The 11,983-nt window shown below is 64.2% G+C and carries 11 protein-coding genes; 2 read left to right on the top strand and 9 right to left on the bottom strand.

All coding sequences use genetic code 11. From position 1 onward, the window contains the following. Window positions 1–28 precede the first annotated feature (28 nt). From J5X93_RS01500 to J5X93_RS01475, 6 genes are all read right to left on the bottom strand, one after another. Entirely contained in the window at window positions 29–580 is a 552-nt protein-coding gene (locus J5X93_RS01500; RefSeq protein ID WP_250034309.1) for a phosphonate degradation HD-domain oxygenase, read from the bottom strand. Between the two features lie 131 nt (window positions 581–711). Next, window positions 712–1,737, bottom strand: a complete 1,026-nt coding sequence (locus J5X93_RS01495; RefSeq protein ID WP_043208679.1) for a putative 2-aminoethylphosphonate ABC transporter substrate-binding protein — start codon at window positions 1,735–1,737, stop codon at window positions 712–714. 30 nt (window positions 1,738–1,767) lie between these two features. Then, window positions 1,768–3,492: a putative 2-aminoethylphosphonate ABC transporter permease subunit gene (locus tag J5X93_RS01490; protein WP_090343411.1), complete on the bottom strand. Its 1,725-nt coding sequence runs from the start codon at window positions 3,490–3,492 to the stop codon at window positions 1,768–1,770. 1 nt (window position 3,493) lies between these two features. Further along, complete coding sequence (locus tag J5X93_RS01485; protein ID WP_043208682.1) at window positions 3,494–4,558, bottom strand: putative 2-aminoethylphosphonate ABC transporter ATP-binding protein; 1,065 nt, start codon at window positions 4,556–4,558, stop codon at window positions 3,494–3,496. Window positions 4,559–4,738: 180 nt separating this feature from the next. Continuing rightward, window positions 4,739–5,608, bottom strand: coding sequence for a LysR family transcriptional regulator (locus J5X93_RS01480; RefSeq protein WP_090343414.1), 870 nt, complete (start codon window positions 5,606–5,608; stop codon window positions 4,739–4,741). 10 nt (window positions 5,609–5,618) lie between these two features. Further along, window positions 5,619–7,877, bottom strand: coding sequence for a heavy metal translocating P-type ATPase (locus tag J5X93_RS01475; RefSeq protein WP_250034307.1), 2,259 nt, complete (start codon window positions 7,875–7,877; stop codon window positions 5,619–5,621). Window positions 7,878–7,989: 112 nt separating this feature from the next. Here J5X93_RS01475 and cadR point away from each other — a divergent pair, with 112 nt between their 5' ends. Next, entirely contained in the window at window positions 7,990–8,433 is a 444-nt protein-coding gene (gene cadR / locus J5X93_RS01470) for a cadmium resistance transcriptional regulator CadR (protein WP_043208688.1), read from the top strand. Between the two features lie 33 nt (window positions 8,434–8,466). Here cadR and J5X93_RS01465 read toward each other — a convergent pair whose 3' ends face one another. From J5X93_RS01465 to J5X93_RS01455, 3 genes are read right to left on the bottom strand one after another with little or no spacing between them, the layout of a single operon-like run. Continuing rightward, the gene (locus J5X93_RS01465) at window positions 8,467–9,438 is read right to left on the bottom strand and encodes a thymidylate synthase (protein WP_043208690.1); all 972 of its coding nucleotides are present in this window, start codon (window positions 9,436–9,438) and stop codon (window positions 8,467–8,469) included. Between the two features lie 48 nt (window positions 9,439–9,486). Further along, window positions 9,487–10,296 (bottom strand): prolipoprotein diacylglyceryl transferase, encoded by an 810-nt coding sequence (gene lgt, locus J5X93_RS01460; protein ID WP_043208691.1) that lies wholly within the window; start codon window positions 10,294–10,296, stop codon window positions 9,487–9,489. A 16-nt stretch (window positions 10,297–10,312) separates the two neighbouring features. Beyond that, window positions 10,313–11,095 carry a sulfite exporter TauE/SafE family protein gene (locus tag J5X93_RS01455; RefSeq protein WP_043208693.1) on the bottom strand — a complete coding sequence of 261 codons (783 nt, stop codon included), beginning with the start codon at window positions 11,093–11,095 and terminating at the stop codon, window positions 10,313–10,315. Window positions 11,096–11,226: 131 nt separating this feature from the next. Between J5X93_RS01455 and J5X93_RS01450 the strand changes: the two genes are divergently transcribed. Continuing rightward, on the top strand, window positions 11,227–11,973 hold the full coding sequence (locus tag J5X93_RS01450) for an NRDE family protein (RefSeq protein WP_250034305.1): 747 nt from the start codon (window positions 11,227–11,229) through the stop codon (window positions 11,971–11,973). The last annotated feature ends 10 nt before the right edge of the window (window positions 11,974–11,983 follow it).

The raw sequence follows: 11,983 nt of genomic DNA, 5'->3' as shown, positions 1-11,983 counted from the left end.
TTCGCGGGTTTACCCGCGTAGAGGTCTGTCAGAGCAACGCCAGGGCCTTTTCCTTGAGCAGCGCCAGGTCGATCACCGGTACCCCGACCTCCTTGGCCATTTCGTCCCACTCGCGCATGCGCAGACTGACCTTGAACAACGGGTCCTGCTCGAATGCGTCGGCCTCGGCATCGCTCATCACCCCGCCTTGATATTCGAGCGTACGCCGGCTCGCCTCGCTCAGGCGGTCGTAGTAACCCGGCTGGCGCAAGGTCAGGTAGCGCTTGGCCTCGACGTGGTACTGCACCAACCGCGCCATGCGCTCGCCGAAACCGCAGCGACGAAGGTACTCGGCCCCGATCCGCTCGTGGCTGACCACCCCATAGCCGCCCATGTCCCCTTCGCCCTCCCCGCACAGATGGCCGATGTCATGGAAGAACGCGGCCAACACCACTTCATCGTCGAAGCCCTCGGCCATGGCCAATTCGGCGGCCTGGGACATGTGCTCGATCTGGGTGATCGCCTCGCCGATGTAGTCGTCGGCGCCGTGGCGTTCGTAGAGGGTGAAAGTGGTATGGATGATCTGTTCGGGGGTGGGCATTGCTCATCTCCAGAATTAGGTACCAATACATTCGCGGGTAAACCCGCTGCCACAAGGTTCAGCATCATCCCTGTGGCAGCGGGTTTACCCGCGAATGAGGGCAAGCGGCCCTCGCAAGAGACTAGCCGCGATTACTGCTGAGCGACTTTCTCCGACTTGCCGTCATAGCGCTTGCGCCACTCGCTCAGGATCTCGTCGCGGTTCTTCGAGGCCCAGGCGAAATCGTTTTTGATCAGGCGCTGCTCGTAATCTGCCGGCAGCTCGGTCTGCGGCTTGGCGATGCCAGGGGCGGCAAGCACGGCGAAGTTTTCCTTGTACAGCTCCATGGCCGCGGGGCTTGCCGAGAAATCGGCCAGGCGCTTGGCGGCCTCGGCCTTCGGCGAGCCCTTGATGACCGCGGTGGCTTCGATTTCCCAGCCCAGGCCTTCCTTGGGCAGGATGATATCCAGCGGCGCGCCCTGGCGCTTGAGCTGCACGGCCGGGTACTCGAAGGAGATACCGATCGGGAACTCACCGGCCGCAGCCAGCTTGCACGGCTTGGACCCGGAGTGGACGTACTGACCGATGTTCTGGTGCAAGGCGTCCATGTAGGCCCAGCCCTGAGGCTCGCCGAAGGTCTGCAGCCAGGCACTGACATCCAGGAAGCCGGTGCCCGACGAGGCCGGGTTCGGCATGACGATCTTGCCCTTGTACTCAGGCTTGGTCAGGTCCTGCCAGCTCACCGGCTTGCTCAGGCCCTGCTTCTCGGCCTCGACGGTGTTGAAGCAGAGGGTGGCAGCCCAGACGTCCATGCCGACCCAGGCAGGCGGGTTGGCGGCGTCGCGGTAGTTGGGGGAGATCTTGCCCAGGTCTTTGGGCGCGTAGGCTTCGAGCATGCCGTTCTGGTCGAGGATGGCCAGGCTGGAGGCAGCCAGGCCCCACACCGCGTCTGCCTGCGGGCGGTCTTTTTCGGCCAGCAGCTTGGCGGTGATGATACCGGTGGAGTCACGCACCCATTTGATCTCGATGTCCGGGTTGGCCTTCTCGAAGGCCTGCTTGTAGCTCTTGAGCTGCTCGGCTTCCAAGGCGGTGTAGACCGTCAGTTGGGTCCCGGCGGCCGAAGCCTGCAGGCTGAACACGGCGGATACGGCAGCGACAAGTGCGAGGGGCTTGAACATGATGCGGTTCCTTACAGGGTTGGCAGTCGGTCAATGGCCGGGCGCACGCTGGCGCCAGGCCTGGGAGCGGCGCAGCAGGCCGCGGGATGCACCGGCCAGCAGCAGCGAAGCGGTCGCGCTGGTCAGCAGGATCAAAGTGGACATGGCGGCGGCGCCGCCCACATTGCCGGCGTCGTCCATGTTCAACACGGCGACGGCGGCGAGAATGGTGTCGGGGCTGTACAGGAAGATCGCTGCCGACACGGTGGTCATCGCCGAGACGAACAGGTAGCGGATGATGTCCAGCAGCGCCGGCAGGCAGATCGGCACGGTCACCCGCATGAAGTGCTTGTACAACGGTGCCTTGAGCGATAGCGCGGCGGCTTCGAACTCACTGTCGAGCTGGCGCAGGGCAGTGGTCGCGGTCATCTGCGCCGTGGTCAGGTAGTGGGCGATGGTGCACACCACCAGCAGCGCCATGCCGCCATAGAACACGTGCAATGGGTTGCCGTTGAGGTTGAAGAAGAACACATAGCCCAGGCCAAGGACGAGGCCCGGCACCGCCATGGGAATGAAGCTCAGCAGGCGCAGGGACTGGTTGAGCAGGCGCTGGCCCTGGGTCTTCTCCATCAGGTAGGCGCCGGTGAAGATCACGAGGCTGCCGATCAGCGCCGTGGCCAGCGCCATGGTCACGCTGTTGCGGTACGCCAGCCAGCCGCCACCGGCGGTGTCGTCGAACATATAGTGCTTGAACGACAGCGACAGGTTGTACGGCCAGAACTTTACCAACGACGAGTACACCGCCATACCGATGACCAGCAACAGCACCGCGCAGACCAGCAGCACGATGGCCAGGAAGCACGCATCACGGCGGCGCGACGGCTGGGGCTGGAACACCTGCGCACGACCGCTCATGGCATCGCCCTGGCGTCGGCGCAGCCAGGCATCGACGGTAAAGCTCAGCAACGCGGGCACCAGCAACACCATGCCGATCAACGCCCCCCGACCGAACTGCTGCTGGCCGACCACCGCCTTGTAAGCTTCCAGCGCCAGCACTTGATAGTCGCCTCCCACCACGACCGGCACGCCGAAATCGGTGATGGTCAGGGTGAACACCAGGCAGAACGCGGCGAACACCGCTTGGCGGGTGCCGGGCCAGGTGATGCTGCGAAACGCGCGCCAGGGCCCGGCGCCCATGCTCGACGCGGCATCGAACAGACGTGCATCCGCCAACGTCAAAGCCGACAGCAGGATCATCAAAGCATGGGGGAAGGTGTAGATCGCCTCGCCCAGCACGATGCCCCAGAAGCCATAGACGTTATCGGTCAGCAGCCCGCGCAACAGGCCCTGGTTGCCGAACAGGTAGACCAGCGCGATCGCCGGCAGCATCGACGGCGCCAGCAGCGGCAGCAGCGAGATGCCTCGCCACAGCCCCTTGGCGGGGATCAGCGTGCGTTGCAAGGCATAGGCGAACAGATAGGCCAGCGGCACGACAATGGCCGCGACACTGAAGGCGACCTTCAGGCTGTTGCCCAACAGCCAGTGGAAGTTCTCGCTGGCGAACAGTTCACGGGCGGCGACCAGGCCGCCACCTTGACCGGCCTCACCATTGAAGCCACGCCAGAAGATCGCCAGCAGTGGCATCAGCACGGCGAGGATGAGCAGGAGCAGCAGCAAGCACTTGCCGCCGACGACGAAGAGTCGATCGCCCAGAGCGACACCACTGCGTGGTGCCGACTTGGCCTGGGGGATCGCGACGGACAGGGGCGCGGCCATCTCAGGCAAAGACCTGCAGGCTGCGCGGCGGCAAGGCCACCCAGATGTCCTGGGACCCCAGGCGCGGCATGGCCTCTGGCGCCAGCTCCGCCAGCAGCGAATGGCCAGGCAGGGCCTTGAGCTCGAAGCTCATGCGGCAGCGGTTACCCAGGAAGGTGATCTCCTGGACCATGGCCGGGAACAGGTTCTCCTCATGCACCACCGGGTTGACGGTGATCGCCTCAGGGCGACAGAACAGTCGACCGCTGCTGCTGTGCACCGCCCCAGGGGCCAGGCGCATGTTCATGCCCCCCACCTGGGCATGGCTGTCGCCGCTGCGCTGGAAGGGCAGCCAGTTGCCCTGACCGACGAACTCGGCCACGAACGGCGTGGCGGGCTGGTCGTAGATTTCCTGCGGGGTGGCGTACTGCTCGACCTGGCCGTTGTTCATCACGGCGATGCGGTCGGCCATCAACATGGCTTCGTCCTGGTTGTGGGTCACCATCAGGGTGGTGATGCCCAACTGGCGCTGAAGCTGGCGCAACTCGGTGCACAGGTGCTCGCGAACACGTGCATCGAGTGCCGACATGGGCTCGTCGAGCAACAACAGCGAAGGCGACGGCGCCAGGGCGCGGGCCAGGGCCACGCGTTGCTGCTGGCCGCCGGACAGCTGGCCGGGGTATTTCTTCTCGCTGCCCGAGAGACCGACCAGTTCGAGCATCTGCGCCACACGATGGCGTGCCTGCTCGCGGCTACTGCCGGTCAGACCATAGGCGATATTGGCCTCGACGGTCAGATTGGGGAACAGCGCATAGGACTGGAACAGGATGCCGTAGTCACGGGCCTGGGGCGGCAAGTGGGAGATATCGCGTTCGCCGATGTACAGCTCGCCACGGTCCTGGCGCTCTAGACCGGCGATGCAGCGCAGCAGCGTGGTCTTGCCACAGCCGGAAGGGCCCAGCAGACAGACCAACTCGCCGGCGGCGATGTCCAGGGAGACATCGTTGAGGGCCGTGAAGGCGCCGAAACGCTTGTGGATGTTGCGCACTTTCATTTGTGCGCCCGGGGCGGGGATAGCGTTGTTCATGACAGGGCCTCATCGAACAGATGGGGCCATGCTAGGAACTCAATGCGAAGGTTATGTGGCTGGTAAGCAAAAGCTGCCGATAGTGCCATTCACGGATTTTTGTAGTGAACTCAACGGCGCTTTCACGGGAAACCCGCTCCTACAGGGTTCAGCACACACCCCCAAGGAGCCAACACCGATCTAGAACTGCGATCCCACCACCTCTTGTGCCACGCCCAGGAACGCCGCCGGCAACCTGGCCTGGCGCCGCTCCTTGAGGCAGTACAAGTACTCGTGCATCACTGGAGCATTCTCCAGCGTCAACACCCGCAGCTCCGGGTTATGCGGCACTTCATGGCGGGCAATGATGCTGATGCCGATGTTGCGCAGCACCGCCTCGCGGATCGATTCACGGCTGCCAATTTCCAACAGCGTCCCACCGTTGACCCCGGCCTCCTCGAGCATGCGCTCGGTCAGCTTGCGAGTGGTCGAACCAGGTTCACGCATCAACAGACAGTGCCCGGCCAGCGCGTCGATGGAAACTGCGTGGCGATGGGCCAGCGGGTGGTTGCGGTGCACCGCCACGACCAGCGGGTCGCTACCCAGCACGCGACGCACCAGACGATTGTCTTCCACCAGTTGGGAAGAGGCAGCGATGTCCACCCGGTAGTCCTCGAGCATCTCCAGCACCTGCTGGGAATTGCCGATTTCTACGGTCAGTTCCACCTGTGGCAAGCGTTCACGGAAGATCTTCACCAGATCGAGGATGTAATAGGGTGCGGTGGCGGCGATGCGCAAACCGCCCTGGGCCTGACCACTGTTGCGCAGCTCGAACTCGATGTCGGCTTCCTGTTGCAGCAAGGCCTTGACCATCGGCAACAGTCGCGCGCCCTCCTCGCTCAGCACCAAGCGCCGCCCACCCCGGTAGAACAGCTCAACTGCGTAGTGGCTCTCCAGGTTGCGGATCTGCGTGGTCACCGTGGGCTGGCTGAGCCCGAGCTTCTTCGCAGCCAAAGTGATGCTGCCCAGGCGGGCCACCATGTAGAAGGCTTTGAGCTCCGCGCTCAGCATCGAATTACCTCTATTTACGCAGCAGGCGCAAGCCGTTGAACACCACCAGCAGACTCACGCCCATGTCGGCGAACACCGCCATCCACATGGTCGCCATGCCGGCGAAGGTGATCGCCAGGAAAATCGCCTTGATGCCCAATGCCAGAACGATGTTCTGCGTCAGGATCGCCGCACTTTGGCGCGACAGCCTGACGAAGGCGGGGATTTTGCGCAAGTCATCGTCCATCAGCGCCACGTCGGCGGTCTCGATGGCGGTGTCGGTGCCAGCCGCCGCCATGGCAAAGCCGATCTCGGCGCGGGCCAGGGCCGGCGCGTCGTTGATGCCATCACCGACCATGCCGACACGATGCCCTTGGCCGTACAGTGCCTCGATGCTGCCGAGCTTGTCCGCCGGCAAAAGGTTGCCTTCGGCGCGGTCGATGCCCACTTGGGCGGCGATGGCCTGGGCGGTATGGGGATTATCGCCGGTCAGCATGACAGTCTTGATACCCAGCGCATGCAGCTCGGCGATGGCCTGGCGGCTACTGTCCTTGACCGTGTCCGCCACGGCGAACAGCGCCAGCGGTCCGGAGCCGTCGAGCAGCAGCACGACGGTCTTGCCCTGGCGCTCGAGCTGGTCCAGTTCGGCCTCCAGAGCCGGCGAGCACAGGCCCAGCTCTTCGACCAGGCGATGGTTGCCCAGGTGATACAGGGTGCCGTCGATTTCGCCCCGCACGCCGCGACCAGCCAGGGCGGTGAACTCACGCACGTCGCTCAGCTCCAGGGCCTGCGCCTGGGCATGCTGGGCGATGGCGCCCGACACCGGGTGGTCGGAGCGCGCCGCCAGGCTTGCCGCCAACGCCTGGGCGCGGCCTTCGAACAACGGGTCGAGCACATTGCTGTCGGTTTGTACCGGCTTGCCATGGGTGATGGTGCCGGTCTTGTCCAGAGCCAGGAAGTCCAACTTGCGCCCGCCTTCGAGGTACACGCCGCCCTTGATCAGGATGCCCTTGCGCGCCGCCGCCGCCAGGCCACTGACGATGGTCACCGGGGTGGAGATCACCAGGGCGCAAGGGCAGGCCACCACCAGCAGGACCAGCGCGCGGTAGATCCAGTCGAACCAGGCGCCGGCCATGAACAGCGGCGGAATGATCGCCACCGTCAGGGCCACCGCGAACACCGCCGGGGTGTAGATGCGCGAGAATTGGTCGACGAAGCGCTGGGTCGGCGCCCGGGCGCCTTGGGCCTCTTCGACGGCCTTGATGATGCGCGCCAAGGTCGACTGCACTGCCGCCGCAGTGACCCGGTACTCCAAGGCACCGGCCTGGTTGATGGTGCCGGCGAACAGCTTGTCGCCGACAGCCTTTTCGATCGGCAGGCTTTCGCCGGTGATCGGCGCCTGATCGACGCTCGATTGCCCACTGACCACTTCGCCGTCCAGGCCGATGCGTTCACCAGGGCGCACGCGCACCAAGGCGCCGATAGTCACATCTCGCACCTCGACCTCACGCCATTGGCCGTCAGCCTGCTGCACCGTGGCCAGGTCCGGGCTCAGTTGCATCAGCCCACCGATGGCATTACGGGCGCGGTCCAGCGAGCGCGCCTCGATCAATTCGGCAACCGTGAACAGCACCATGACCATGGCCGCCTCCGGCCATTGGCCGATCAACACGGCACCGGTCACGGCGATGCTCATCAATGCATTGATGTTGAGGTTGCGGTTCTTCAGGGCGATCCAGCCCTTCTTGTAGGTGCCCAGGCCACAGCCGAGGATGGCTGCCAGCGCCAACAGCGCCACGACCCACTCCGGTGCCTTGCCGGAGAAATGCACGAGCTCGGCGGCGATCGCCGCCACACCCGACAACGCGAGCGGCCACCAACGGGGCTTGTGGGCCAGGGGCGCGGCTGGGGCATCGTCACCCTCAGCACTCATAGGCTCGGCTTTCATCCCCAGGCTGTCGATGGCCTGCTCGATCTGGGCCGTACCCTCCAGCGTGTGGCGCACGCCGAGCACGCGGTTGATCAGGTTGAATTCCAGTTGTTCGATGCCCGCCAGCTTGCCGAGCTTGTCCTGGATCAGGCTCTGCTCGGTGGGGCAGTCCATGGCCTCGATGCGGAAACGGCTGAGCCGTGCCTGGCCACTGGCCCTCTCGGTCAATTGCACCCTGGCTGGCGCGGCACTGGAGCTGCAGCAACCGTGACCATGGGAGGCATGGCTGTGCGCCTTGTCGCCATGATCGTGATCATGGCCGTGGTCATGCTGATGTTCGGGGCTGACAGGCTGGTTCATGGAATCATCCTTAACGTGAGCGCTGACCTCTGCAGGTATCCACAGAGTGGGTTGTTGCCAAGTGAACACCCTGTAGCCACTATAGGGTCAAGCCCCTTTCCTGGAGATTGCCATGAAGATCGGAGAACTGGCCAAGGCCACCGAGTGCGCCGTGGAGACCATCCGCTACTACGAGCGCGAGCAATTGCTACCGGCCCCCGCCCGCACCGAAGGCAACTACCGGCAATACACCCAGGCCCATGTGGAGCGCCTGACCTTCATCCGCAACTGCCGCACCCTGGACATGACCCTGGACGAAATCCGCAGCCTGTTGCGCCTGCGCGACAGCCCCGACGATTCGTGCGGCAGCGTCAATGCGCTGATCGACGAGCATATCGAGCATGTGCAGGCGAGAATCGATGGGTTGATGGCGCTGCAGGCGCAGTTGGTGGAGCTGCGCCAGCAGTGCAACGCCAAAGGATCGGAGTGCGCGATCCTTCAGCAACTGGAGACGAACGGGGCGGTATCGGTACCCGAAACCGAGCACTCCCACGTGGGACGCAGTCACGGGCATTGAGGGGGGGCTGCGAGCAGCCCAGCCCTCTCAGGGTCAGACCGCCATCGGCGCGGTCATCGGTGCATGGTGCTCGTACCCTTCCAGCCAGAAGTCGCTCGGCTCGATCTTCTCCAGCCACTCGGGTTCGTACTTGCCCGTCTCTGCGAACGCCGGCACGCGGTCGCTGATCACCAGTTTCGGCGCCGCCAATGGCTCGCGCTTCATCTGCTCGTTCAGCATGTCCAGGTGGTTTTCATACACATGGGCATCGCCGATGAAATAGGTGAACCAGCGCGGGGTGTAGCCGGTCAGCCGGCCGAATAGCGACAGCAGCGCCGCGCCTTCGGTGAGGTTGAACGGTGTGCCCAGGCCCAGGTCGTTGGAACGGATGTAGAGCGTCAGGGAAATTTCCTTGGTCTCGACATTGGGGTGGAACTGATACAGCAGGTGGCACGGCGGCAGGGCCATTTCATCGAGCTGGGCGCAGTTCCAGCCGTGGAACAGAATGCGGCGGCTGCCCGGGTCGTGGGCGATGGTGTCCAGGCACTGGCGCACCTGGTCAATGGCCTTGTACAGGATGACGAACGCCTGGCCGTCTTCTTCATCCTGGGCGATGCGGCGAAAGCCTGCCTTCTCGGCCATCTCGATGGCCGCCGGATTGCTCAGCGGGATGCGCTTGTAGCCCGGCCACTGGCGCCATTGCACGCCGTAGATTTCACCCAGGTCGTCGTGGCCCTGGCGGAAGGGATTGGCCAGCCACTGAGCGTTCTCGTTGGCGTTCTGGTCCCAGACCTTGCAGCCCAACTCACGGAACTGCCCGGCATTCTTCACGCCGCGCAAAAAACCCACCATCTCGCCGATCGCCGACTTGAACGCCAACTTGCGCGTGGTGATGGCCGGGAAGCCCTTCTGCAGGTCGAAACGCAGCATGGCGCCCGGCAGACTGATGGTGCGGATGCCGGTGCGGTTTTCCTGCAACGTACCGTTTTCGATGACGTCACGGACCAGGTCTAGATACTGTTTCATGGCTTACCTGTAGCAAGAACGGCAGGGGGATCGCCCCTGCCGTGAGAGTCAAACGGTGGCCTTGGCCGTAGGTTTGCGGTTGTAGGCCCACCAGATCAGGAAGATGCCGCCGGCGATCATCGGCACGCAGAGCAACTGACCCATGGTCAACCAGCCGAAGGCGATGTACCCCAGCTGGGCGTCGGGTACCCGCACGAATTCCACGATGAAGCGGAAAATCCCGTAGAACAGCGCGAACATGCCGGAAACGGCCATGGTCGGGCGCGGTTTGCGCGAGTACAGCCAAAGGATCACGAATAATGCCACACCTTCGAGGGCGAACTGGTACAGCTGCGACGGGTGACGCGGCAGTTGCGCCGGGTCGCTGAACGGCGGGAAGACCATCGCCCAAGGCAGGTCGGTGGCCTTGCCCCACAGCTCGGCGTTGATGAAATTGCCGATGCGCCCGGCGCCCAGGCCGATCGGCACCAGCGGGGCGACGAAGTCCATCAGCTCGAAGAACGACTTGTTGTTGCGCTTGCCGAACCACAATGCCGCCAGCATCACGCCGATGAAGCCACCGTGGAACGACATGCCGCCCTTCCAGACCTCGAAGATCAACGTCGGATTGGCCAAGTACTGGTGCAGGTCATAGAACAGCACATAGCCCAGGCGCCCACCGACGATCACCCCCATGGACAGCCAGAACACCAGATCGGAGAGTTTCTCGCGGGTCCAGGTGGGATCGAAGCGGTTCAACCGGCGCGAGGCCAGCAGCCAGGCGCCGCCGATGCCGATCAGGTACATCAGGCCGTACCAGTGGATTTTCAGCGGCCCGATGGCCACGGCCACGGGGTCGATCTGCGGGTAAGGCAGCATTGTCATTCCTCTCGGGTTAAATCAAAAAGCTCAGTCCGACGCAAAACAGCAGCGCGGCGAACAGGCGCTTGAGCAAACGCGGCGACAACCTGTGCGCCAGGCGGGCACCGAATCGGGCGAAGAACATGCTGGTGACCGCGATACCCACCAGCGCAGGAAGATAGACGTAACCGATGCTGTGAGCCGGCAAGTGCTGCTCGTTCCAACCCAGCCACATGAAGCTCAGGGCACTGGCCACGGCAATCGGCAAACCACAGGCCGACGAGGTCGCCACTGCCTGCTGCATCGGCAGGCTGCGCCAGGTCAGGAACGGCACGGTCAGCGAGCCGCCGCCGATGCCGAAGATCGCCGAGGCCCAGCCGATCACGCTGCCAGCAGCGGTCAGGCCAGGCTTGCCGGGGATACCACGGCTGGCCTTGGGCTTGAGGTCCAAGGCCATCTGCGCGGCGATCACCAGGGCGAACACGCCGATGATCTTCTGCAGCATCGGGCCTTGGATCAGCGAGGCAGTCTTGGCCCCGACCAGCGCGCCGAGCAGGATGCCCAGGGTCATCCAGGCGAAGATCGGCCACTGCACCGCGCCCTTGCGCTGATGCTCGAGCACGGCATTGATCGACGTGAAGACGATGGTCGCCAGCGACGTGCCGACGGCCAAGTGAGTCAGTACCGAAGGGTCGAAGCCCTGCAGGGTGAAGCTGAACACCAGCACCGGCACGATGATGATGCCACCGCCCACACCGAACAGCCCGGCCAACACACCGGCGCAGGCCCCCAACAGCAGATAGAGTACGAATTCCATTCGTCGCCCCTTATGGAAACAATCCGCCATGGTAGCGGAAGCCAGCCCCGTGGCTCTAGTGAACTCTCTGTCAGGTGATGGATAGACGCAGCCCTAGTGGGTAGAGTGGCCAAAACAACCGAGGCCCTGACATGTGCCTGATCGTTTTCGCCTGGCGGCCGGGGCACGCCCTGCCGCTGATCGTCGCGGCCAACCGTGACGAGTTCTACGCCCGCCCGACCCAGGCCCTGGCCGCCTGGGAGGACGCCCCGGGCGTGCATGCCGGTCGCGACCTGGAAGCCGGTGGCACCTGGCTGGGCATCGGCCCCCTGGGACGCTTCGCGGCGCTGACCAACATCCGTGACCCACAACAGCCACTCGGGCCACGCTCACGCGGCGAGCTGGTGGCGGCCTATCTGCGCGGGGACCTGGGCGTGGAGGCTTACCTCGACCAGGTGGCCAGCCGCAGCAGCCAGTACTCAGGATTCAATCTACTGGTGGGCGATGCAGGGCAGCTGGGTTACCTGAACGCACGCCAGACCTCGCCGCGCCTGCTGGAGCCTGGGGTGTACGGGCTGTCCAATGCCGGGCTGGATACGCCCTGGCCCAAGCTGATCAAGGCGCGTAGTGGGCTGGAGGCGTTACTTGAGGATCCTCAGCCGGAGCATCTGCTGGCGTTGCTCGCCGATGCAGCGCCGGCCCATGACAGCGATCTGCCGGAAACTGGCGTGGGGTTGGCGACCGAGAAGCTGCTGTCGAGCGTGTTCATTGCCAGCCAGAACTATGGAACACGGGCGAGTACGGTATTGCTGGTCGATGACCAAGGACGGCGGCGAATCATCGAGCGCAGTTTCGGGCCCTTTGGCGGGCACTTGGGAGAGGTCGAGCTGCTGGTCTGAAAGGCATTGG

Source organism: Pseudomonas sp. BYT-1 (assembly GCF_023611805.1).
Taxonomy (GTDB): Bacteria; Pseudomonadota; Gammaproteobacteria; order Pseudomonadales; family Pseudomonadaceae; genus Aquipseudomonas; species Aquipseudomonas guariconensis.
Note: the sequence above shows the minus strand (reverse complement) of the source record. Positions and strands in the feature narration are given on the sequence as shown.

What these genes read in the sequence shown, in the direction of transcription:
- J5X93_RS01500 (WP_250034309.1), bottom strand. Translation starts at nt 580, where the DNA reads ATGCCCACCCCCGAACAGATCATCCATACCACTTTCACCCTCTACGAA.
- J5X93_RS01495 (WP_043208679.1), bottom strand. Translation starts at nt 1,737, where the DNA reads ATGTTCAAGCCCCTCGCACTTGTCGCTGCCGTATCCGCCGTGTTCAGC.
- J5X93_RS01490 (WP_090343411.1), bottom strand. Translation starts at nt 3,492, where the DNA reads ATGGCCGCGCCCCTGTCCGTCGCGATCCCCCAGGCCAAGTCGGCACCA.
- J5X93_RS01485 (WP_043208682.1), bottom strand. Translation starts at nt 4,558, where the DNA reads ATGAACAACGCTATCCCCGCCCCGGGCGCACAAATGAAAGTGCGCAAC.
- J5X93_RS01480 (WP_090343414.1), bottom strand. Translation starts at nt 5,608, where the DNA reads ATGCTGAGCGCGGAGCTCAAAGCCTTCTACATGGTGGCCCGCCTGGGC.
- J5X93_RS01475 (WP_250034307.1), bottom strand. Translation starts at nt 7,877, where the DNA reads ATGAACCAGCCTGTCAGCCCCGAACATCAGCATGACCACGGCCATGAT.
- cadR (WP_043208688.1), top strand. Translation starts at nt 7,990, where the DNA reads ATGAAGATCGGAGAACTGGCCAAGGCCACCGAGTGCGCCGTGGAGACC.
- J5X93_RS01465 (WP_043208690.1), bottom strand. Translation starts at nt 9,438, where the DNA reads ATGAAACAGTATCTAGACCTGGTCCGTGACGTCATCGAAAACGGTACG.
- lgt (WP_043208691.1), bottom strand. Translation starts at nt 10,296, where the DNA reads ATGCTGCCTTACCCGCAGATCGACCCCGTGGCCGTGGCCATCGGGCCG.
- J5X93_RS01455 (WP_043208693.1), bottom strand. Translation starts at nt 11,095, where the DNA reads ATGGAATTCGTACTCTATCTGCTGTTGGGGGCCTGCGCCGGTGTGTTG.
- J5X93_RS01450 (WP_250034305.1), top strand. Translation starts at nt 11,227, where the DNA reads ATGTGCCTGATCGTTTTCGCCTGGCGGCCGGGGCACGCCCTGCCGCTG.